The 23,157-nt window shown below is 67.2% G+C and carries 16 protein-coding genes and 3 rRNA genes; all 19 read left to right on the top strand.

The genetic code is table 11. The features are described from left to right. The first annotated feature begins 15 nt into the window (after positions 1-15). Complete coding sequence (locus ACL00U_RS14485) at positions 16-1,113, top strand: N-acetyl-gamma-glutamyl-phosphate reductase (RefSeq protein WP_412873553.1); 1,098 nt, start codon at positions 16-18, stop codon at positions 1,111-1,113. Beyond that, positions 1,110-2,309: a bifunctional glutamate N-acetyltransferase/amino-acid acetyltransferase ArgJ gene (gene argJ / locus ACL00U_RS14480; RefSeq protein ID WP_412873552.1), complete on the top strand. Its 1,200-nt coding sequence runs from the start codon at positions 1,110-1,112 to the stop codon at positions 2,307-2,309. Before ACL00U_RS14485 ends, argJ begins: the two co-directional genes overlap by 4 nt. Further along, positions 2,309-3,361, top strand: coding sequence for an acetylglutamate kinase (argB, locus tag ACL00U_RS14475; RefSeq protein ID WP_412873551.1), 1,053 nt, complete (start codon positions 2,309-2,311; stop codon positions 3,359-3,361). The genes argJ and argB overlap by 1 nt, the downstream gene beginning before the upstream one ends. Continuing rightward, on the top strand, positions 3,358-4,581 hold the full coding sequence (locus ACL00U_RS14470) for an acetylornithine transaminase (protein ID WP_017887968.1): 1,224 nt from the start codon (positions 3,358-3,360) through the stop codon (positions 4,579-4,581). The genes argB and ACL00U_RS14470 overlap by 4 nt, the downstream gene beginning before the upstream one ends. Continuing rightward, positions 4,578-5,501 (top strand): ornithine carbamoyltransferase, encoded by a 924-nt coding sequence (gene argF, locus ACL00U_RS14465; protein ID WP_017887967.1) that lies wholly within the window; start codon positions 4,578-4,580, stop codon positions 5,499-5,501. The genes ACL00U_RS14470 and argF overlap by 4 nt, the downstream gene beginning before the upstream one ends. Positions 5,502-5,519: 18 nt before the next feature. Then, complete coding sequence (locus tag ACL00U_RS14460) at positions 5,520-6,716, top strand: argininosuccinate synthase (RefSeq protein WP_017887966.1); 1,197 nt, start codon at positions 5,520-5,522, stop codon at positions 6,714-6,716. A gap of 81 nt (positions 6,717-6,797) precedes the next feature. Continuing rightward, positions 6,798-8,234: an argininosuccinate lyase gene (gene argH / locus ACL00U_RS14455; protein ID WP_412873550.1), complete on the top strand. Its 1,437-nt coding sequence runs from the start codon at positions 6,798-6,800 to the stop codon at positions 8,232-8,234. Further along, positions 8,231-8,929 (top strand): DNA-3-methyladenine glycosylase, encoded by a 699-nt coding sequence (locus ACL00U_RS14450; RefSeq protein ID WP_412873549.1) that lies wholly within the window; start codon positions 8,231-8,233, stop codon positions 8,927-8,929. The genes argH and ACL00U_RS14450 overlap by 4 nt, the downstream gene beginning before the upstream one ends. A 63-nt stretch (positions 8,930-8,992) precedes the next feature. Then, on the top strand, positions 8,993-10,306 hold the full coding sequence (gene tyrS, locus ACL00U_RS14445) for a tyrosine--tRNA ligase (protein WP_412873548.1): 1,314 nt from the start codon (positions 8,993-8,995) through the stop codon (positions 10,304-10,306). Between the two features lie 581 nt (positions 10,307-10,887). After that, positions 10,888-12,409 (top strand): 16S ribosomal RNA (locus ACL00U_RS14440). A gap of 433 nt (positions 12,410-12,842) precedes the next feature. Then, positions 12,843-15,970 (top strand): 23S ribosomal RNA (locus ACL00U_RS14435). Positions 15,971-16,127: 157 nt separating this feature from the next. Continuing rightward, positions 16,128-16,244 (top strand): 5S ribosomal RNA (gene rrf, locus ACL00U_RS14430). Together the 16S, 23S and 5S rRNA genes form the textbook arrangement of a ribosomal RNA operon. A gap of 390 nt (positions 16,245-16,634) precedes the next feature. Then, positions 16,635-17,618 carry a hypothetical protein gene (locus tag ACL00U_RS14425; protein WP_412873547.1) on the top strand — a complete coding sequence of 328 codons (984 nt, stop codon included), beginning with the start codon at positions 16,635-16,637 and terminating at the stop codon, positions 17,616-17,618. Next, entirely contained in the window at positions 17,609-18,469 is an 861-nt protein-coding gene (locus ACL00U_RS14420; RefSeq protein WP_042540840.1) for a hypothetical protein, read from the top strand. The genes ACL00U_RS14425 and ACL00U_RS14420 overlap by 10 nt, the downstream gene beginning before the upstream one ends. A 31-nt stretch (positions 18,470-18,500) precedes the next feature. Then, positions 18,501-19,472 carry an HAD-IIA family hydrolase gene (locus tag ACL00U_RS14415; protein ID WP_231564126.1) on the top strand — a complete coding sequence of 324 codons (972 nt, stop codon included), beginning with the start codon at positions 18,501-18,503 and terminating at the stop codon, positions 19,470-19,472. A 10-nt stretch (positions 19,473-19,482) separates the two neighbouring features. Next, a complete protein-coding gene (locus ACL00U_RS14410) occupies positions 19,483-19,650 on the top strand; it encodes a hypothetical protein (protein ID WP_156155395.1) in 168 nt (55 codons plus the stop codon). Next, positions 19,643-20,476: a TlyA family RNA methyltransferase gene (locus ACL00U_RS14405; RefSeq protein ID WP_042540838.1), complete on the top strand. Its 834-nt coding sequence runs from the start codon at positions 19,643-19,645 to the stop codon at positions 20,474-20,476. The genes ACL00U_RS14410 and ACL00U_RS14405 overlap by 8 nt, the downstream gene beginning before the upstream one ends. Then, positions 20,473-21,396 (top strand): NAD kinase, encoded by a 924-nt coding sequence (locus tag ACL00U_RS14400; protein ID WP_017886924.1) that lies wholly within the window; start codon positions 20,473-20,475, stop codon positions 21,394-21,396. The genes ACL00U_RS14405 and ACL00U_RS14400 overlap by 4 nt, the downstream gene beginning before the upstream one ends. A 16-nt stretch (positions 21,397-21,412) precedes the next feature. Continuing rightward, positions 21,413-23,107, top strand: coding sequence for a DNA repair protein RecN (gene recN, locus ACL00U_RS14395; protein WP_042540836.1), 1,695 nt, complete (start codon positions 21,413-21,415; stop codon positions 23,105-23,107). Positions 23,108-23,157: the final 50 nt, after the last annotated feature.

Here is a 23,157-nt window from a genome sequence, read left to right as displayed (position 1 = left end):
CAAAGGTGGAATCCCATGTCCGTATCCGTCGCCGTGGCGGGAGCCTCCGGCTACGCGGGTGGCGAGCTCCTGCGTGTGCTCTCCGCCCACCCCGAGTTCGAGGTCAGGACGGTGACCGCGTTCTCGAACGCCGGACAGCCCCTGATCGCGACCCAGCCGCACCTCCGTTCGCTGTCGCACCTGACCCTGGCGGAGACGACGGCCGAGACGCTGCGCGGGCACGACGTGGTCTTCCTGGCGCTGCCGCACGGACAGTCGGGTGCGATCACCGCGGAGCTCGGCGACGACGCGCTCGTCATCGACTGCGGCGCGGACCACCGTCTGACGGACCCGGCTGCGTGGGAGCGGTTCTACGGCGGCGACTACTTCGGCGCGTGGACGTACGGTCTCCCCGAACTCCTGCTCGCGGCTCCCACTCCGGGTTCGGCCGACGAGTGGCGCGACGTCGACGACATCGCCTCCCAGGGCAAGCAGCGTTCCGCCCTGGTCGGCACGAAGCGCATCGCGGTCCCCGGCTGCAACGTCACCGCGGTGACGCTCGGCATCCAGCCGGGCATCCAGGCTGGCCTCGTCGAGTCCGACGACCTCGTCGCGGTGCTCAGCGTCGGGCCGAGTGGTGCCGGCAAGAAGCTCAGCACCACCTACCTGGCCTCCGAGATCATGGGGTCCGCCAGTGCCTACGCCGTCGGGGGGACGCACCGGCACGTCCCCGAGATCCAGCAGAACCTGCAGGTCGCGGGCGCTTCCGACGTGACGATCTCGTTCACGCCGGTCCTGGTCCCGATGTCGCGGGGGATCCTGGCGACCACGACCGCGAAGCTCTCGCCCGGCGTCAGCGCGCGTGACGTCCGGCTCGCGTGGGAGCAGGCGTACGCCGACGAACCCTTCGTGCACCTGCTGCCCGAGGGCGAGTTCCCCCGGGTGGCCGACACGATCGGCGCGAACACCGCGCTCGTCGGCATCGCCGTCGACGAGGCCGCCGGCCGCGTCGTCGCGGTGACCGCCCTCGACAACCTCGCCAAGGGCACGGCGGGCGCCGCCGTCCAGTCGGCGAACATCGCCCTCGGTCTCCCCGAGACCACGGGCCTCAGCGTGGACGGAGTCGCACCGTGACCGACGCAGGCACGACCACCCAGACCGAGCCGGGCCTCCAGGGCGTCACCGCGGCAGCGGGTTTCCGCGCCGCCGGCGTGACCGCAGGCCTGAAGACCAGCGGCAAGCCGGACGTGGCACTCGTCGTCAACGACGGCCCCGACGCGGCCGTGGCCGCCGTGTTCACCAGCAACCGTGCCCAGGCACACCCGGTGATCTGGTCCCGCCAGGTCGTCGGGGACGGCGTGGCCCAGGCCGTCGTCCTGAACTCCGGCGGCGCGAACTGCTTCACCGGACCGTTCGGCTTCCAGACCACGCACCTCACGGCCGAGGCCGTGGGCGACGCCCTCGGGATCGGGGCCGGCGACGTCGTCGTCTGCTCCACCGGGCTCATCGGCGTCGGCGACCAGTCCTTCCGCGACAACGTGCTCCGTGGCGTCGACCTGGCGAGCGCCGCACTCAGCGACGACGGCGGTCCGGACGCCGCGACCGCCATCATGACGACCGACACGAAGGCCAAGCAGTCCGTCGTGACCGAGGACGGCTGGACCGTCGGCGGCATGGCCAAGGGTGCCGGCATGCTCGCACCCGGGCTCGCGACGATGCTCGTCGTCATCACGACCGACGCCGTGCAGACGCCGGACCAGCTCGACCAGGCGCTCCGGGCGGCCACCCGCATCACGTTCGACCGGGTCGACTCCGACGGCTGCATGTCCACCAACGACACCGTCGTCCTGCTGTCGTCGGGTGCGAGCGGCGTGACGCCCGAGGTCGGGGACTTCCAGGAAGCCCTGACCGCGGTCTGTGCCGACCTGGCCCGGCAGCTGCAGCAGGACGCCGAGGGCGCGAGCCACGACATCACGATCGAGGTCGTGCACGCCGTGACCGAGGACGACGCCGTGACCGTCGGTCGGAGCGTCGCCCGGAACAACCTCTTCAAGGCGGCCGTCTTCGGCAACGACCCGAACTGGGGACGGGTGCTCGCAGCGATCGGCACCACCGACGCCGAGTTCGACCCGTACGCGGTGGACGTCAGCATGAACGGTGTCCGGGTCTGCCACGCGGGTGCACCCGACGAGCCGAGCGACTCCGTCGACCTGACCCCGCGTGACACCCACGTGCGCATCGACCTCGGGGTCGGCACGCACTCGGCCACGATCCTGACCAACGACCTCACGCACGACTACGTGCACGAGAACAGCGCGTACTCCAGCTGATGGCGGCCGACACGAACGGGGCCGGCACGCCCCTCACGAAGGAAGAAGAACACGAGTTCGCCGCGGTCAAGGCCGCGACGCTCATCGAGTCGCTGCCCTGGCTCAAGCGCTTCTCGGGCAAGGTCGTCGTGGTCAAGTTCGGCGGCAACGCCATGGTGAACGAGGACCTGAAGCGCGCCTTCGCCGAGGACATGGTCTACCTGCGCTACGCCGGCCTGCACCCTGTCGTCGTGCACGGTGGGGGTCCGCAGATCTCGGCCGCCCTCAAGGAACAGGGCATCGAGTCCGAGTTCCGCGGCGGCTACCGCGTCACGACGACCGAGGCGATCACGGTCGTCCGGGACGTCCTGGCCGGCGAGGTGAACCGCGAGATCGTCGACTTGATGAACGAACACGGCGAGGGCCTGGCCGTCGGAGTGTTCGGCGACGGCGGCTCGCTGTTCACCGGCGAGAAGAAGGGCGTCGTCGTCGACGGGCAGGAGTACGACCTCGGCCACGTCGGGGACCTCACCCACGTCGACCCGTCCGGTGTGCTCGCCGCGATCGAGGCCGGCCGGATCCCGGTGGTCTCGAGCATCGCGATCGACGACGCGCACCCCGACCAGGCGCTCAACGTGAACGCGGACGCTGCGGCCGGTGCCCTGGCGATCGCACTCCGGGCGTCGAAGCTCATGATGCTCACCGACGTCCCGGGGCTCTACCGCAACTGGCCGGACCGTGACTCGATCGTCGACCTCATCGCCGTCGAGGAACTCCGTGAACTCCTGCCGAGCCTCGAGTCGGGGATGATCCCGAAGATGACCGCGTGCCTCGACGCCGTGGTCGGCGGGGTCGGCGGCGCGACCATCATCGACGGCCGGATCCCGCACTCGATCCTGCTCGAGGTCTTCACCCTGCGGGGTGCGGGCACCGAGGTGATCCCGGACCCGAGCCGACGAACCGAGAACCAGATGACCCACGCCGAGATCGGCCGGCGCGTGGCGTCGCCGTCGATCGACAGCAGTACCGGCCAGCACGTGGCGGGTACGGACGAGAAGGGACACCAGCAGTGAGCACCGAGACGCAGACCGAGACCTGGAACGACCGGTTCGGGGCGTCGCTCATGCGATCCCTGACCCCTCCGAAGATCATGCTCGAGCGCGGACAGGGCTGCCGTGTGTGGGACGTGGAGGGCAACGAGTACCTCGACTTCCTCGCGGGGATCGCGGTGAACTCGCTCGGCCACGCGCACCCCGCGTTCGTCGCGGCGATCGCCGACCAGGCGGCGAAGCTCGTGCACGTGTCGAACTACTTCGCCACCCCGCCCCAGCTCGAACTCGCCGAGCGCCTCAAGCGCATCACCGGCGCGGGCGAAGCGGGCCGTGTCTACTTCGGCAACTCCGGCGCCGAGGCGAACGAGGCCGCGTTCAAGCTCGCCCGCCTCAACAGGGGCGCCGACGGCACGAAGACGCGGATCCTCGCGCTCAAGCAGGGCTTCCACGGGCGGACGATGGGCGCCCTCGCGCTCACCGGCAAGCCCGCACTGCAGCAGGACTTCCTGCCGATGATCCCGGGCGTCGAGCACATCGACACCTCGATCGACGCGCTCGAAGCATCGATCGACGACACCGTGGCCGCTCTGATCCTCGAGCCCATCAAGGGCGAGGCCGGCGTGGTCGACCTGCCCGAGGGGTTCCTGCTGGCCGCCCGCCGGCTGACCGAGGAGCACGGTGCGCTGCTGATCCTCGACGAGATCCAGACGGGAGTCGGCCGGACCGGCAACTGGTTCGCGTTCCAGGGGCACGGGGTGACGCCCGACGCCATCACGATCGCGAAGGGCATCGCGGGCGGCTTCCCGATCGGCGCCCTCGTGACCTTCGGCTGGGCGTCCGACCTGTTCTCGGCCGGGCAGCACGGTTCGACCTTCGGCGGCAACCCGCTCGGCACCCGTGTGGCGAACGCCGTGCTCGAGGAGATCGAGCGCGCTGACCTCGTCGCCAGCGCGGTGGTCAAGGGTGAGCGCATCCGTGACGGTATCCGTGCCATCGGCTCCCCGCTGGTCGAAGAGGTCCGCGGCACCGGCCTGCTCATCGGCGTCGGTCTCGCCGGCCCGGTCGGCCCGCTCGTCAACGCAGCCGCCCTCGAACGCGGCCTCATCATCAACGCCCCCAACGAGTCGAGCCTGCGCATCGCGCCGCCGCTCATCGTGTCCGACGCCGAGGTCGACGAGTTCCTGTCGATCCTCGCCCAGAGCCTCGCGGCCGTCGCCGCAGCGCAGGAGCCCACCGCATGACCCGCCACTTCCTCCGCGACGACGACCTGAGCCAGTCCGAGCAGTCCGCGATCCTCGACATCGCCGACCGCATGAAGGCCGACCGCTGGGCGGAGAAGCCGCTCGCCGGTCCGCAGAGCGTCGCGGTGATCTTCGACAAGTCGTCGACCCGCACCCGGGTGTCGTTCCACGTCGGCATCTCGGACCTCGGCGGCAGCCCGCTGATCATCTCGACGGCGAACAGCCAGCTCGGCGGCAAGGAGACCCCGTCGGACACCGCTCGCGTGCTCGAGCGCATGGTGTCGGCGATCGTCTGGCGCACCTACGGCCAGGCCGGGCTCGAGGAGATGGCCGCCGGCACGACGGTCCCCGTCGTCAACGCGCTGTCCGACGACTTCCACCCCTGCCAGCTCCTCGCCGACCTGCTCACCATCCGTGAGCACCGCGGCACACTGGCCGGGCAGACCGTGGCGTTCATCGGTGACGGCGCGAGCAACATGGCGCAGTCGTACCTGCTCGCCGGTGCGACCGCGGGCATGCACGTCCGCGTCGCCGCCCCGGCCGAGTTCTCCCCGTCGGCGCAGGTCGTCTCCGACGCCGAGGACCGCGCTGCCGTGACGGGTGGCTCCGTCCTCGTCGTGACCGATCCGGTGGCCGCTGTGGCCGGTGCCGACGTCGTCGTCACCGACACCTGGGTCTCGATGGGCAAGGAGTCCGAGAAGCAGTCGCGCCTCGACACCTTCGCGGGGTACCGCGTCGACGACGCGCTCTTGGCGCACGCCGCCGCCGACGCCGTCTTCATGCACTGCCTGCCGGCAGACCGTGGGTTCGAGGTGACCGCCGACGTCATCGACGGTCCGCGCAGCATCATCTGGGACGAGGCGGAGAACCGTCTGCACGCCCAGAAGGCGCTGCTGGCCTGGCTGCTCGCCAACGACTGACCGACCGGGTGATCACCAGTGGCTGACCGCGTCGTCCTCGCGTACTCGGGCGGTCTCGACACCTCCGTCGGGATCGGCCGGTTGCGCGACGGCACCGGCAAGGACGTGGTGGCACTCGTGGTCGACGTCGGCCAGGGCGGCGACGACCTCGAGGCGATCCGGCAGCGCGCACTCGACTGCGGCGCGGTCGAGGCGCTCGTGGTCGACGCCAAGGACGAGTTCGCGGACGAGTACATCGTGCCGGCGCTCCGAGCCAACGCGCTGTACCAGAAGCGGTACCCGCTCGTCTCGGCCCTGAGCCGACCGCTCATCGCGAAGCACCTCGCCCTGACGGCGAAGCAGCTCGGTGCGGACAGCGTCGCGCACGGCTGCACGGGCAAGGGCAACGACCAGGTGCGCTTCGAGGCCGCCGTCGCGGCGATCGCGCCGGACCTCCGGACCATCGCCCCGGTGCGGGACCTCGCCCTCACCCGCGACCGTGCCCTCCAGTACGCGCAGGAGCACGGGCTGCCGGTCCAGCAGCCTGAGCGGCAGCCGTGGTCGGTCGACCAGAACGTGTGGGGTCGTGCCGTCGAGACGGGTCTCCTCGAGGACCCGTGGAACGGCCCGACCGAGGACCTCTACGCGACCACGCAGGACCCGGCCCTCCCGCAGCCGGCCGACGAGGTCACGATCACCTTCGACCGCGGGGTGCCGGTCGCCCTCGACGGGCAGCGGTTCAGCGTGCTCCGGATGGTGCAGGAGCTCAACGCCGTCGCCGGCAAGCACGGGGTCGGACGCATCGACGTCGTCGAGGACCGCGTGGTCGGGATCAAGTCGCGCGAGGTCTACGAGGCACCGGCCGCGGTCGCCCTCATCGCCGCGCACGAGGAACTCGAGAGCCTGACGCTCGAGCGAGACGTCGCGCGGTTCAAGCGCGGTGTCGAGGCCGAGTGGGCCGACCTGGTCTACGACGGCCTGTGGTTCGGCGGACTCAAGCGCAGCCTCGATGCCTTCGTCGAGCACACCCAGCAGCACGTCTCCGGCGACGTCCGGTTGCGGCTGCAGGGCGGACGCGCCACGGTGACGGGTCGTCGGTCCGAGCAGAGCCTCTACGACTTCGACCTGGCGACGTACGAATCCGGCGATGCGTTCGACCAGTCCGTGTCCAGGGGGTTCATCGAACTCTGGTCACTGCCCAGCAAGATCTCCGCCCGCCGCGATGCGGCGAACTGACCGACAGCCGCACCGCACCGACCACCAGCCCGCGGCCCCGCCCCGGCCCGCCCGAGCACCGACGAAACGACGCAGGACGACATGACCGACGAGAAGACCGACGCCACCAACACCGGTGCCCTCTGGGGCGGCCGCTTCGCCGACGGCCCGAGTGCGGCCCTCGCTGCGCTCTCCAAGTCGACGCACTTCGACTGGCAGCTCGCGCCCTACGACATCGCGGGGTCACGTGCCCACGCCCGAGCGCTGCACACCGCGGGCTACCTGACCGCCGACGAGCTGGAGCGCATGCTCGCCGGCCTCGACCGGCTCGAAGCGGCGCACGCCGACGGCACGCTGCAGCCCGACGACTCCGACGAGGACGTCCACGGCGCCCTCGAACGCCTGCTCATCGCCGACCTCGGTCCCGAGCTCGGCGGCAAGCTCCGCGCGGGTCGCAGCCGCAACGACCAGATCGCCACCCTCGGCCGGATGCACATGCTCGACCACGGACGGCGCATCGGGCGGCTCGTGATCGACCTCGTCGACGCGATCACCCAGCAGGCCACCGAGCACCCGTCCGCGATCATGCCGGGGCGCACGCACCTGCAGCACGCCCAGCCCGTGCTCCTGGCCCACCACCTGCTCGCGCACGCCTGGCCGCTCGTCCGCGACCTCGAGCGCCTGCGCGACTGGGCCGGCCGCGCGAGCGTCAGCCCGTACGGCGCCGGTGCGCTGGCGGGCAGCTCCCTCGGTCTCGACCCCGCTGCGATCGCCGCGGAGCTCGGCTTCGACCGCCCGGCCGACAACTCGATCGACGCCACAGCAGCCCGCGACGTCGTCGCCGAGTTCGCGTTCGTCCTCGCGCAGATCGGCATCGACGTCTCGCGTCTGTCGGAAGAGGTCATCCTCTGGAACACCAAGGAGTTCGGCTTCGTCCGGCTCCACGACGCGTTCTCGACCGGGTCGAGCATCATGCCGCAGAAGAAGAACCCGGACATCGCCGAGCTCGCACGAGGGAAGTCCGGGCGTCTGATCGGCAACCTGACCGGCCTCCTCGCGACCCTCAAGGGACTGCCACTGGCCTACAACCGCGACCTGCAGGAGGACAAGGAGCCGGTTTTCGACTCGGTCGCCACGCTCGAGGTCCTGCTGCCCGCGTTCACCGGCATGATCGCGACCCTGACCTTCGACACGGACCGGATGGCGGAGCTCGCCCCGCAGGGGTTCTCGCTCGCGACGGACGTCGCCGAGTGGTTGGTCCGCCAGGGTGTGCCGTTCCGTGACGCGCACGAGGTCTCCGGCGCGCTCGTCCGGTACTGCGAGGAGCGCGGCATCGAGCTCGACGAGCCGACCGACGACGAGTACCGCTCGGTGTCCGAGCACCTCACGCCCGACGTCCGGTCGGTCCTGACCATCGAGGGCAGCGTCGCGTCGCGCTCCGGCGTCGGGGGCACCGCGCCCGACCGGGTCGCCGAGCAGCTCGCGTCCGTCACCCGCCGCGTCCGCGACCTGGCCGAGGGCGCACCCTTCTCGCGATGACCCGGGGGATCGCCGCGCTGCTCGCCGAGCCCGCCCCGGTCATCGCGCCGGCCCTGCTCGGTGCGACGATCGCCGGCCGCGGCGTGACGCTCCGCATCACCGAGGTCGAGGCCTACTCCGGCACCACCGACCCCGGATCGCACGGCCATCGGGGGATGACGGAGCGCAACCGCCACCTCTTCGGTCCGCCCGGCACGCTGTACGCCTACCGCTCGTACGGCATCCACACCTGCGTCAACGTCGTGAGTGGGCCGGCCGGCACCTCGTCGGGCTCCCTGCTCCGCGGTGCGCAGGTCGTCGAGGGGCTGGACCTCGCGCGAGCGCGTCGCGGTCCGACGGTCGCGGACGTCGCGCTGGCACGCGGGCCCGGCAACCTCGGGGGAGCGCTCGGCGCGGTCCTCGGGCAGGACGACGGCACGTCGCTCCTCGACGGTTCCGGCCCGTTCGTGCTCACCCTGGCACCCGGCCTGGAGGCCCGGCTCGCCTCCGCCGGACCGGCCCGGGTGATCGACGAGCTCCTGTCCGAGACCCTGCCCGGCCCGCGGGCCGGCGCTGCCGTCCCACGGATCTCCCGCGGTCCGCGCACCGGCGTCGGCGGCATCGCCGGCGGGGTGCGGTACCCCTGGCGCTTCTGGCTGACGGGTGACCCCACGGTCTCGACGTACCGACGGCACAAGGGTGCCTTCGGCCCGTGAACCCGGCCACGGGCCTCCCGGCTGCCGCGCCTGCCGGTCGTCCGTCGCCGCTACGATGGCGGGGTGTCCAGTGATACCGCTCAAGACGTCCTGACGCGCCAGCAGAACGACCCCGCCTTCGACTCGGTGTGGGACGAACTGCAGTGGCGCGGTCTGGTGCAGGTCTCGACCGACGAGGCCGCGCTGCAAGAGGCCCTCGACGGTGAGCCGATCACGTACTACTGCGGCTTCGACCCGACGGCCCCGTCGCTGCACTGCGGCAACCTCCTGCAGCTCCTGACCATGCGCCGGCTGCAGCTCGCCGGGCACAAGCCGCTCGCGTTGGTGGGCGGGTCGACCGGTCTCATCGGCGATCCGCGTCCGACGGCCGAGCGCACGCTGAACACCCCGGAGACCGTGGCCGAGTGGGTCTCCCGACTGCAGACCCAGGTGTCGCGGTTCCTCAGCCCGAACGGCGACAACGGCGTCCGACTGGTGAACAACCTCGACTGGACCGCCCCGATGTCCGCGATCGACTTCCTGCGCGACGTCGGCAAGTACTTCCGCGTCAACTCGATGCTCAAGAAGGACGCCGTCGCCGCGCGGCTGAACTCCGATGCGGGGATCAGCTACACCGAGTTCAGCTACCAGATCCTGCAGGGACTCGACTACCGCGAACTCTGGCGCCAGTACGGGTGCACGCTGCAGACCGGCGGTTCGGACCAGTGGGGCAACCTGACCTCCGGCACCGAACTCGTCCGTCGCGCCGAAGGCGCCACGGTGCACGCCCTCGGCACCCCGCTCATCACGAACTCCGACGGCACGAAGTTCGGCAAGAGCGAGGGCAACGCGATCTGGCTCGACGCCGAGATGACCTCGCCGTACGCGATGTACCAGTTCTGGCTCAACACGACGGACGCGGACGTGATCGCCCGGTTGCGGCAGTTCACGTTCCTGACGCGCGCCGAGATCGAACGACTCGAGCAGGCCGTCGCCGACGAGCCCTTCCGACGAGAAGCCCAGCGGACCCTGGCGTTCGAGGTCACCTCGATCGTGCACGGCGTGATGGCGACCCAGGCGGCGATCGACGCCGCGGCCGCGCTGTTCGGCAACGGCGACCTCGGTGCGCTCGACCCCGAGACCCTGCGGTCGGCGATCGCCGCGCTGCCGGGGTCGGTCACGCTCGACCCCGGGGCGGACGTCGCACGGGCACTCGTGGAGACGGAACTCGTGAAGTCCCTCGGCGAGGCCCGACGCGCGATCGACCAGGGCGGTGTCTACGTGAACAACGTCCGAGCCGAGGACGCGGCCGCCCCGTTGTCCGACCTCGCCCTGCCCGGGGGAGTCCTCGTGCTCCGTCGCGGCAAGAAGACCCTCGCCGGTGTGACGCTCGGCTGACCCCGATCGCTCGACCTCTCGTGATGCCCGGTTCCCCTGCGGAACCGGGCATCACTGCGTCCGGGCGACGTGTGTTGCACAACGCGACACGCCCGGGATGGGAGCTGGCTTGGCGCACCCGCTCAGGGCTGCGTATAGTTCTTACTCGTCACCCCAAAGGTGCGGCGGAGCGGCTGGAGCGAAAGCCCAGAGCACGTCGGCCCTCAAGCGGGACCATCCTCCACTGAAGTTCAGATCGGGCCTTGCGCCGGATCGCTTCGACGCCTAGGATGACAAGCCCACCGGTTCTCTCCCCTCGGGATGAGCCACTGGACCTCCGGGTCCGACGAACAACCGGTGGCAAGCCAAGAACACAAGCCTTGTGGCTGAAGCTCGAACTCGAGCCGAAGAGCAAGTGCGTCTGGTCCTTGAGAACTCAACAGCGTGCACATTGTCAATGCCAATTTATTGATTGACCTCGTGCCTGGTCGGCTTGCTGACTGGGTCATGAAGCAATTCCTTTTGGATTGAAGATTGTCAGTAGACAGTCAACAGTCAGAATCAACTCGGTCTGATGCCTTCGGGTGTTGGGTCTGTATTTTTTTACGGAGAGTTTGATCCTGGCTCAGGACGAACGCTGGCGGCGTGCTTAACACATGCAAGTCGAACGATGATGCCCAGCTTGCTGGGTGGATTAGTGGCGAACGGGTGAGTAACACGTGAGTAACCTGCCCCTGACTCTGGGATAAGCGTTGGAAACGACGTCTAATACTGGATATGATCACTGGCCGCATGGTCTGGTGGTGGAAAGATTTTTTGGTTGGGGATGGACTCGCGGCCTATCAGCTTGTTGGTGAGGTAATGGCTCACCAAGGCGACGACGGGTAGCCGGCCTGAGAGGGTGACCGGCCACACTGGGACTGAGACACGGCCCAGACTCCTACGGGAGGCAGCAGTGGGGAATATTGCACAATGGGCGAAAGCCTGATGCAGCAACGCCGCGTGAGGGACGACGGCCTTCGGGTTGTAAACCTCTTTTAGTAGGGAAGAAGCGAAAGTGACGGTACCTGCAGAAAAAGCACCGGCTAACTACGTGCCAGCAGCCGCGGTAATACGTAGGGTGCAAGCGTTGTCCGGAATTATTGGGCGTAAAGAGCTCGTAGGCGGTTTGTCGCGTCTGCTGTGAAATCCCGAGGCTCAACCTCGGGCTTGCAGTGGGTACGGGCAGACTAGAGTGCGGTAGGGGAGATTGGAATTCCTGGTGTAGCGGTGGAATGCGCAGATATCAGGAGGAACACCGATGGCGAAGGCAGATCTCTGGGCCGTAACTGACGCTGAGGAGCGAAAGCATGGGGAGCGAACAGGATTAGATACCCTGGTAGTCCATGCCGTAAACGTTGGGCGCTAGATGTAGGGACCTTTCCACGGTTTCTGTGTCGTAGCTAACGCATTAAGCGCCCCGCCTGGGGAGTACGGCCGCAAGGCTAAAACTCAAAGGAATTGACGGGGGCCCGCACAAGCGGCGGAGCATGCGGATTAATTCGATGCAACGCGAAGAACCTTACCAAGGCTTGACATACACCGGAAACGGCCAGAGATGGTCGCCCCCTTGTGGTCGGTGTACAGGTGGTGCATGGTTGTCGTCAGCTCGTGTCGTGAGATGTTGGGTTAAGTCCCGCAACGAGCGCAACCCTCGTTCTATGTTGCCAGCGGGTTATGCCGGGGACTCATAGGAGACTGCCGGGGTCAACTCGGAGGAAGGTGGGGATGACGTCAAATCATCATGCCCCTTATGTCTTGGGCTTCACGCATGCTACAATGGCCGGTACAAAGGGCTGCGATACCGTAAGGTGGAGCGAATCCCAAAAAGCCGGTCTCAGTTCGGATTGAGGTCTGCAACTCGACCTCATGAAGTCGGAGTCGCTAGTAATCGCAGATCAGCAACGCTGCGGTGAATACGTTCCCGGGCCTTGTACACACCGCCCGTCAAGTCATGAAAGTCGGTAACACCCGAAGCCGGTGGCCTAACCCTTGTGGAAGGAGCCGTCGAAGGTGGGATCGGTGATTAGGACTAAGTCGTAACAAGGTAGCCGTACCGGAAGGTGCGGCTGGATCACCTCCTTTCTAAGGAGCATCTGGTCAGTGCTGGTCGCCCATTAGGGGTGGTTGGTTGCTGGTCCAGGCGCCTGTTTCGGACCGAACGTGTCCGACGGGTAGCTCATGGGTGGAACATTGACAGTGCAGTTGGGAGTGATGCTTCCGACCTCAGTACGCTCTGCTTGCAGGGTTGGGACGGGTCGGGGGTGGAGCGCTCAGCTGGTGCACGTTGTTGGGTCCTGAGGGACCAGGCTTCCTGCTGCTACGTGAGTGGTGGTGGGGGTTGGGCCTACGGGTCCTTCGTCGGGCCAGTGTGATCCTGCTGTTGTGGTGGGGGAGTGCTGGTGCCGATCGTATGTTGAGAACTACACAGTGGACGCGAGCATCTTTGATTCGCGTCATCCATGATCAGCCTTTGGGTTGTTGAGTGGTGACGTTGGATCGCAATTTTAATCTTTGTGGTCAAGTTTCTAAGAGCAAACGGTGGATGCCTTGGCATCTGGAGCCGATGAAGGACGTAGAAATCTGCGATAAGCCTCGGGGAGCTGATAATCGAGCTGTGATCCGAGGATTTCCGAATGGGGAAACCCCGCCAGGCGTTTTGCGACCTGGTGACTCCCGCCTGAATATATAGGGCGGGTAGAGGGAACGTGGGGAAGTGAAACATCTCAGTACCCACAGGAAGAGAAAACAACATGTGATTCCGTGAGTAGTGGCGAGCGAAAGCGGATGAGGCTAAACCGATCATGTGTGATAGCCGGCGGGCGTTGCATGGTCGGGGTTGTGGGACACGTCACTCAGTTCTGCCGGACTGGGGCGGTTACAGCGCATCATAGTCGAACCGGTTTGAAAGCCGGGCCGTAGTGGGTGCCAGCCCCGTAGACGAAATGGTGTTATGGCCGGATGTGTATCCCAAGTAGCACGGGGCCCGAGAAATCCCGTGTGAATCTGTCAGGACCACCTGATAAGCCTAAATACTCCCAGATGACCGATAGCGGACAAGTACCGTGAGGGAAAGGTGAAAAGTACCCCGGGAGGGGAGTGAAATAGTACCTGAAACCGTTTGCTTACAAACCGTCGGAGCCTCCTTAGTAGGGGTGACGGCGTGCCTTTTGAAGAATGAGCCTGCGAGTTAGTGATATGTGGCGAGGTTAACCCGTGAGGGGCAGCCGTAGCGAAAGCGAGTCTGAATAGGGCGTTTGAGTCGCATGTTCTAGACCCGAAGCGAAGTGATCTATCCATGGCCAGGTTGAAGCGACGGTAAGACGTCGTGGAGGACCGAACCCACTTCAGTTGAAAATGGAGGGGATGAGCTGTGGATAGGGGTGAAAGGCCAATCAAACTTCGTGATAGCTGGTTCTCTCCGAAATGCATTTAGGTGCAGCGTTGCGTGTTTCTCGCCGGAGGTAGAGCTACTGGATGGCCGATGGGCCTCAACAGGTTACTGACGTCAGCCAAACTCCGAATGCCGGTGAGTGAGAGCGCAGCAGTGAGACGGTGGGGGATAAGCTTCATCGTCGAGAGGGAAACAACCCAGACTACCAACTAAGGTCCCTAAGCGTGTGCTAAGTGGGAAAGGATGTGGAGTTGCACAGACAACCAGGAGGTTGGCTTAGAAGCAGCCACCCTTGAAAGAGTGCGTAATAGCTCACTGGTCAAGTGATTCCGCGCCGACAATGTAACGGGGCTCAAGCACACCACCGAAGTTGTAGATTTCGCACTATAGACAAGCCTTCGTGGTTCAGTCGTGCGGAGTGGTAGGAGAGCGTCGTGTGGCGAGTGAAGCGGCGGAGTGATCCAGCCGTGGACGCTACACGAGTGAGAATGCAGGCATGAGTAGCGAAAGACGGGTGAGAAACCCGTCCTCCGAAAGACCAAGGGTTCCAGGGCCAGGTTAATCCGCCCTGGGTAAGTCGGGACCTAAGGCGAGGCCGACAGGCGTAGTCGATGGACAACGGGTTGATATTCCCGTACCGGCGAACAACCGCCCAAGCTAATCCAGTGGTGCTAAGAGTCCTAACCCGGTACAACCGGATCCCTTCGGGGTGATGGTGGCCGGTCTAACGCTCGACCCCATGCTGGTGCGGTTAGCGTATGAACAGGTGTGACGCAGGAAGGTAGCTGAGCCAGGCGATGGTATCCGTAAGGTGAACCTGGTGTAAGGATGTAGGGCTGACGATAGGCAAATCCGTCGTCTGTGTGCCTGAGATCCGACGCGTACCCGTAAGGGGAAATCAGTGATCCTATGCTGCCGAGAAAAGCATCGACGCGAGGTTGCAGCCGCCCGTACCCGAAACCGACTCAGGTGGTCAGGTAGAGAATACCAAGGAGATCGAGAGAATCGTGGTTAAGGAACTCGGCAAAATGCCCCCGTAACTTCGGGAGAAGGGGGGCCGGACACGTGACCGGATTTACTCCGTGAGCGTTGAAGGCCGCAGAGACCAGTGGGAAGCGACTGTTTACTAAAAACACAGGTCCGTGCGAAGTCGCAAGACGATGTATACGGACTGACGCCTGCCCGGTGCTGGAAGGTTAAGAGGAAGGGTTAGCCTTTGGGCGAAGCTCTGAATTTAAGCCCCAGTAAACGGCGGTGGTAACTATAACCATCCTAAGGTAGCGAAATTCCTTGTCGGGTAAGTTCCGACCTGCACGAATGGCGTAACGACTTCCCAGCTGTCTCAACCGCGAACTCGGCGAAATTGCACTACGAGTAAAGATGCTCGTTACGCGCAGCAGGACGGAAAGACCCCGTGACCTTTACTACAGTTTGGTATTGGTGTTCGGAGTGGCTTGTGTAGGATAGGTGGGAGACTGTGAAGCGGGCACGCTAGTGTTCGTGGAGTCATTGTTGAAATACCACTCTGGTCACTTTGGATGTCTAACGTAGGACCCTGATCGGGTTCATGGACAGTGCCTGATGGGTAGTTTAACTGGGGCGGTTGCCTCCCAAAGAGTAACGGAGGCGCCCAAAGGTTCCCTCAACCTGGTTGGCAATCAGGTGGCGAGTGTAAGTGCACAAGGGAGCTTGACTGTGAGACTGACAGGTCGAGCAGGGACGAAAGTCGGGACTAGTGATCCGGCAGTGGCTTGTGGAAGCGCTGTCGCTCAACGGATAAAAGGTACCTCGGGGATAACAGGCTGATCTTGCCCAAGAGTCCATATCGACGGCATGGTTTGGCACCTCGATGTCGGCTCGTCGCATCCTGGGGCTGGAGTAGGTCCCAAGGGTTGGGCTGTTCGCCCATTAAAGCGGTACGCGAGCTGGGTTTAGAACGTCGTGAGACAGTTCGGTCCCTATCCGCTGCGCGCGTTGGAAATTTGAGAAGATCTATCCCTAGTACGAGAGGACCGGGATGGACGAACCTCTGGTGTGTCAGTTGTTCTGCCAAGGGCACCGCTGATTAGCTACGTTCGGACCGGATAACCGCTGAAAGCATCTAAGCGGGAAGCCGTCTTCGAGATGAGATTTCCATGCACCTTGAGTGTGAGAGGCTCCCAGCAGACTACTGGGTTGATAGGCCGGATGTGGAAGCGGGGACTAACGACCCGTGGAGCTGACCGGTACTAATAAGCCGAAGACTTGATAACACACTGATTTCCGTGCACTTGTTGCACGGGCTCGCGTCCACTTTGTGGTTCCCGACAGACGATCGGGAATCGAAACTGAATACACCGCTCTGCCCTCTTCACGGAAGGCAGTAGTCGGGACAGCTTTGAGACCAATGTATGATCTGGTCGAGAGTGTTCCGGTGGTCATAGCGAGAGGGAAACGCCCGGTCACATTCCGAACCCGGAAGCTAAGCCTCTCAGCGCCGATGGTACTGCAAGGGGGACCTTGTGGGAGAGTAGGACGCCGCCGGACTTAACGTAAGAAAGATGTGGCCATCGGCCCTCCATCGAGAATTCGCAGGGGAAACCCTCGTTCTCGGTCGGGGCCGGTGGCCATTTCTGTTTCTGCCGCCGTTCACTCGACGCCGGCTCCGGTTCGTGATGGACTGGAACCACCGTCGGGCGACCGACGCGGCACCCAACACAACGACACAGCGGACGAACGCCCGAGGCACTGCACCGGGCACGCGATGAGGAGCAACGGTGGCGAACGACGACGATCAGCGGCGGAACGACGGCGACCGCGGAGATCGACCCCGGCGGGACGGCGATCGTTTCCCCCGTCGTGATGGTGCTCCGCGTCGTGACGACCAGAGCAACGGCCGGTGGTCCTCTGGTCCTCGTGAGTTCGAGCGTCGCGAGGGTGACCGTCGCGATCGTCCGCATGGTGGCGACCGTCCGTTCCGCGATGGTGCTCCCCGCCGGGACAGCGCTCCGCGTCGTGACGGCGATCGTCCGTTCCGGTCAAGCGACCGCAATGACCGACCCTCGTGGCAGGGTGATCGTGGCGCCGCCGGCCGTCCGCCGCGCGGGGATGGTCCGCGTGGTGCCGACCGCCCGGGTCGTGACGGTGACCGTCCGTACCGTGGTGGGTCTTCGGATCGTCCGGCTCGTGATGCTGACCGTCCGTACCGTGGTGGGAGCTCTGACCGTCCGCGTCGGGACGGTGACCGCTCGTACCGCGGTGGCTCGGATCGTCCCGCTCGTGATGGCGATCGCCCGTACCGCGGTGGCTCGTCCGATCGTCCCGCTCGTGATGGTGACCGCCCGTACCGCGGTGGCTCGTCCGATCGTCCCGCTCGTGATGGCGATCGCCCGTACCGCGGTGGATCGTCCGACCGTCCGGCTCGTGATGGCGATCGCCCGTACCGCGGTGGCTCGGACCGTCCCGCTCGTGATGGCGATCGTCCGAACCGTGGCGGGTCCTCGGACAGGCCGCGCCGTGACGGGGACCGACCCTTCCAGGGCGGTTCGGACCGCCCGCGTCGTGATGGCGATCGTCCCTACCGCGGGGGATCCTCGGACCGTCCGGCTCGTGATGGTGACCGTCCGTACCGTGGTGGCTCCTCGGACCGCCTGCGTCGCGACGGCGACCGTGGCGGCTCCTCCGACCGTCCGTTCCGTGGCGGGTCCTCGGACCGTCCGAGCCGCGATGGTGGCGAGGAGCGTCGTCGGTTCGGCGACGGCTCCCGGCACGCCGGTGCACGCTTCGGCGAAGCGGCCCGCGACGACTGGGAAGACCGCGATCCGTACGGCACGAAGTCCATCCGTCCGCGTCACGAGGACCCGGAGATCCCCGAAGAGATCGATGCGCGTGACCTCGACCCGGCCGCCCGCATGGAGCTGAAGACCCTCAGCAAGGACAACGCGGACTGGGTGGCTCGTCACCTGGTGGCTGCTGCGCTGTTCGTCGACGACGACCCGGAGACGGCGAACCAGCACGCGCTGAGCGCGGCTCGTCGTGCTGGTCGGGTCGGTGTCGTCCGTGAGACCGCTGCCATCACCGCCTACCGTCTCGGCGACTTCGCCACGGCCCTGCGTGAGCTCCGCACCTACCGCCGGATCTCGGGTCGCAACGACCAGCTGCCGATGATGGTGGACTGCGAGCGCGGCCTCGGACGTCCGGAGCGCGCGCTCGAACTCGGCCGCTCGGTCGAACGGTCGGCCCTCGAGACACCGGTGCAGGTCGAACTCGCGATCGCCATGTCCGGCGCCCGTCTCGACCTCGGGAATCCCACAGCTGCGCTCGGCGAGCTGGAGATTCCACAGCTCGACCCGTCCACCGCCTACACGTGGTCCCCGGCGCTCTACAGTGCTTACGCGGCCACGCTCGAGGAGCTCGGTCGACAGGACGAGGCCGACGAGTGGTGGGCCCGAGTGGACCGCGCGGCAGCGGCCCTCGCCGAAATCGCGGACGACAACGCTTGGGAGACAGTTGATGTGGTCGAGGAAACGATCGAAGTCGAAGTACACGGAGACGCCGGAGACGCCGGAGACGACGACGCCGAAGACCTCGGAACCGACAACGTCGCGACCGACGCACTCGACGGCGACGACGACTCCGCCGACGATGTCGACGACGACCTCGACGACGAACCAGCCTTCGACGACCTCGACGACGACACCTCGGCAGCCGACGAGCCCGGCGAGATCGACGACGACAACCCCCGCGACGTCGACGGCTCCGCAGCCGGCTGAGCACCCGGCGGCGCTGACCGACGGCGTCGACGTGGTCCTCACCGACCTCGACGGCGTCGTCTACCGGGGCCGCAACGCGATCCCGCACGCGGTCGAAGCACTGACCCGGGCATCCCTCACGGCGCGGGTCGGCTACATCACGAACAACGCATCGCGCCGCCCGATCGACGTCGCTGAACACCTCGAGCGCTACGGGCTCGAGGTGTCCGAGGGCGACGTCGTCACCTCGTCGCAGGCCGGCGTCCAGCTGCTCGCGACCCTGGTGCCGGCCGGGTCGACCGTCCTGGTGACCGGCGGGCTCGGCCTGTCCAGCATCGTCGAGGCAGCCGGGTTCACGGTGACGTCGAGCGCCGAGGACTCTCCGGCAGCGGTGATCCAGGGCTTCTCGCCGGATCTCGGCTGGAAGGAACTGGCCGAGGCGTCGTTCGCCCTGGCCGACCCGGACGTGCCGTGGGTGGCGACGAACATGGACTGGTCGATCCCCGTCGAGCGCGGCATCGCCCCCGGCAACGGGACGCTCGTGTCCGCCGTGCACCAGGCCGTCGGTCGCATGCCCGTGGTCGCCGGCAAGCCCGAGCGGCCGATCTTCGACACCGCGGTGGAACGCTTCGGCGGCGGTCGGACCCTGTTCATCGGTGACCGGCTGGACACCGACATCAAGGGCGCGAACGACGTCGGGATCCCGAGCGTGCTCGTGCTCACCGGCATCGACCAGGCCAAGCAGGTGCTCGCGGCCGACCAGCGCTCGCGTCCCACCTACGTGCTGGAAGACCTCCGCGGCTTGTCCCAGCCGTACCCGGAGACGGTGCGGCGCGAGGACGAGGACGGCACCCGGTACGTGACCGTCGGAACCTCGACGGTGGCGATGCGCGGGCACGTGGTCCGGGTGCTCGACGCCGGGACGGACATCGATCGACTGCGCGCCGGCTCCACGATCATCTGGGAGTCCGAGTTGGCCATCTACGGGCTCGACGTCGACCCGCAGCTGTACGGCGGCGAGTAGCGTGTCGGACGTGCCGAACCCCGAGCAGCCGTCCGCCGAACCCGAGCAGCAGGACGCCTTCGCCGCGCGGACCGCCGAGGCAGAGACGCTCCCGCTCGTCGATCGCGCCGACGCCTTCTCTGCGCTGCACGACGAGCTGCGGACGCGGCTCGAGAGCGGCGGCTCCGCGAGTGCCTGAGCCGGACGGAGCCGTCCCCGACGCGACCCCGGTCCGCCTCGACGCGCTGCTCCCTGCACGCGGACTCGCTCGGTCGCGCACCGTGGCCAGCAAGCTGATCCAGGACGGCCGAGTGCTCGTCGGCGGGCGTGCCGTGCTCAAGCCGTCGACGCCGGTCGCGCCAGACGCCGAGATCGAGGTCGACGCCGCGGACGAATGGGTGTCGCGTGCAGCCCGGAAGCTCGTCGGTGCGCTCGACGCCTTCGACGTCGACCCTGTGGATCGTGTCGTGCTCGACGTCGGCGCGAGCACCGGCGGGTTCACCCAGGTGCTGCTCGCACGTGGTGCGCGCCGTGTCATCGCGCTCGACGTGGGCCACGGACAGCTGCACCCCACCATCGCGCTCGACGAACGCGTCGCCGTGGTCGAGGGGACGAACGCCCGGAACCTCACGCGCGCCGACTACCTGGCGCTCGACGACGCAGCCACCGACACGAGCCTCGTGGTGGGGGACCTGTCCTTCATCTCGCTCAGACTCGTGCTGCCGGCGCTGGCCGAGGCCGTCCCGGCGGACGAGTTCGTGCTGCTGGTGAAGCCCCAGTTCGAAGTGGGCCGCGGCGGTGTGCGCGAGGGCATCGTGCACGACGCGGGGCTGCGGAACGACGCGCTCATGAACGTGCTCTGGGCGGCGTGGGACCAGGGCCTCGGTACCAGCGGGCTCACCGCATCGCCGATCGTCGGGACCCACGGCAACCACGAGTACCTGGCCCGCTTCCAGCGCGGTGTCGGGGGCAATCCGACAGAATGGAGAGTCCGGGCGACCGAACTCACGGAAGGGTCTTCATGAGCGACGAACGGCACATCCTGCTCGTGTCCCACACGGGTCGCCGCGACTCGATCGACGCCGCGGTCGAGGTCTGCGACCTCCTGCACGCCGCCGGTCTCACGCCCGTCATGCCCTTCGACGAGTACGCGGACATCCGCCGCGCCGAAGCGTCGGTCGGCAAGGTCGACATCCTGGGCGTCGACGTCCAGCCGAACCAGCTCGAGATCGTCATCGTGCTCGGCGGCGACGGCACGATCCTCCGCGCCGCGGAACTCGTCCGGAACACCGGTGCTCCGTTGATCGGCGTGAACCTGGGGCACGTCGGGTTCCTGGCAGAGAGCGAGCGCGACGGTCTTGCCGAGACGGTCGAGCGTGCGCTGTCCGGCGAGTACAACGTCGAGGAACGCGTCACCCTGCAGGTCGACGTCGTCGTGGGCAACCAGATCGTCTACTCGAGCTGGGCGCTGAACGAAGCCACGATCGAGAAGGCGTCCCGTGAGCGGATGCTCGAGGTCGTGACCGAGGTCGACGGGCGCCCGCTGTCGTCCTTCGGTTGTGACGGTGTTGTCGTGTCGACCCCGACGGGCTCCACGGCGTACTCGTTCTCGGGTGGTGGCCCCATCGTGTGGCCCGATGTGGACGCACTGCTCATGGTGCCGCTGAGCGCCCACGCCCTGTTCGCCCGTCCGATCGTCGTCGGGCCGGACTGCACGCTCGCGATCGAGGTCCTGCGGCGAACGAGCGGCGTCGGCGTGCTCTGGTGCGACGGACGCCGCACCCACGACCTGCCCCCGGGTGCCCGCGTCGAGGTCCGGCGTTCGCCCGACCCGGTGCGCGTCGCCCGGCTCAAGGACGCCCCGTTCACCGACCGGCTGGTCGCGAAGTTCCAGCTGCCCGTCGCCGGGTGGCGCGGCCCCCAGAGCGACGAGGACGACCGATGAGCACGGAGGACGACCGATGATCGAGGAGATCGCGATCCGCGACCTCGGTGTCATCGGTGAGACCACGCTCGAACTCGGGCCGGGCTTCACCGTGGTCACCGGGGAGACCGGTGCGGGCAAGACGATGATCGTCACCGCACTCGGGCTGCTGCTCGGTGCGCGGGCCGACGCCGGTTCGGTTCGCCGTGGCGCGTCGAGCGCGGTCGTCGAAGGCCGCTGGCACGTCCCCGAGCAGGACGCGGTCGCCGAACGTGTCGAGGACGCCGGCGGCACCGTCGAGGACGGCGAGCTCATCCTCACCCGCACGGTCTCCGCCGAGGGGCGCAGCCGTGCCACGGTGGGCGGTCGCAGTGCCCCCGTCGCGGTCCTCGGTGAACTCGCCGACCAGCTCGTCACCGTGCACGGGCAGTCCGATCAGATCCGCCTGACCTCGGCCACCGCGCAGCGGGCAGCGCTGGACGGGTTCGGGGGATCCTCGCTCGAGAAGGCCCTTGCCCGGTACGTGGCCGCGTACGACGCCTGGCAGCAGCACGCCGGTGAACTCGAGGTCCTGGTCCGTGACCGGGACGACCGGGTGGCCGAGGCCGAGCGGATCCGTGCGGCCTCCGACGAGATCGAAGCCGCCGACCCGCAGCCCGGGGAAGACGTCGAGCTGGCCGAGCGCGCCGAGCGCCTGGGGAACCTCGAGGAGCTCCGGCTGTCGGCTGCCCTGGCGCACGAGGCACTGTCCAGCGAGTCCCTCGACGGCGTCTCGGACGTCGTCGGCCTGGTCGAGTCCGCGCGCCGTGCCGTCGAGCGTGTGGTGTCGTCGGACAGTGCCCTGCAGCCGGTGCTCGAGCAGCTCACGGAGCTGGGCATCCAGGCGGCCGAGGCGTCGGCGAGCATCTCGAGCTACCTCGGTTCCCTGGAACCCGAAGCCGGGCACGACCTCGAACTCATCAACGAACGCCGGGCGTTGCTGGCCGGCCTCACCCGCAAGTACGGCGAGACGGTGGACGACGTCATCGCCTACGGTCAGCGCGCGAGTGACCGGCTGCTCGAACTCGACGGCGACGACGACCGGATCGCGGCGTTGCAGCAGTCGGTCGAGCAGGATGAGCAGGCGCTCGAGTCCGCCGCCGCAGCGCTCACCACGGCGCGCACAAAGGCGTCGGCCGACTTGGCGAAGCGTGTGACGGCCGAGCTGAAGACCCTCGCGATGGGTGGCGCGACCCTGGTGGTCGAGGTCACGGACGCGGGGGAGTACCGCCGCCACGGCCGTGACCAGGTGACGATCCTGCTCCAGCCGCACTCCGGCACCGACCCCCGGCCGATCGGCAAGGGGGCGTCCGGTGGTGAACTGTCGCGCGTCATGCTCGCGATCGAGGTCGTCATGGCTGGCAGCACCACCGTGCCGACCTTCGTCTTCGACGAGGTCGACGCGGGTGTCGGTGGGGCGGCGGCCATCGAGATCGGCCGGCGGCTGGCGAAGCTCGCCGAGCGCACGCAGGTCATCGTCGTCACGCACCTGGCCCAGGTCGCCGCGTTCGCGAACAACCACCTCAACGTCGTGAAGGACGCCAGCGGTGCCGTGACCTCGTCGAGTGTGCGACGGCTCGAAGGCGAGGACCGGCTGCAGGAGATGGCTCGGCTGCTCTCCGGGCTCGGCGACAGCGCCAGCGGCATCGAGCACGCCCGCGAGCTGCTCGACGTGGCCGGCCAGCGGGCCTGACGGCCAGACCTGCCTGATCCCGGTGACCCGGCCACGTCACGACGACCCGG

Source organism: Curtobacterium poinsettiae, assembly GCF_047226435.1.
Taxonomy (GTDB): domain Bacteria; phylum Actinomycetota; class Actinomycetes; order Actinomycetales; family Microbacteriaceae; genus Curtobacterium; species Curtobacterium poinsettiae.
This window is presented reverse-complemented; position numbering and strand designations above follow the sequence as displayed.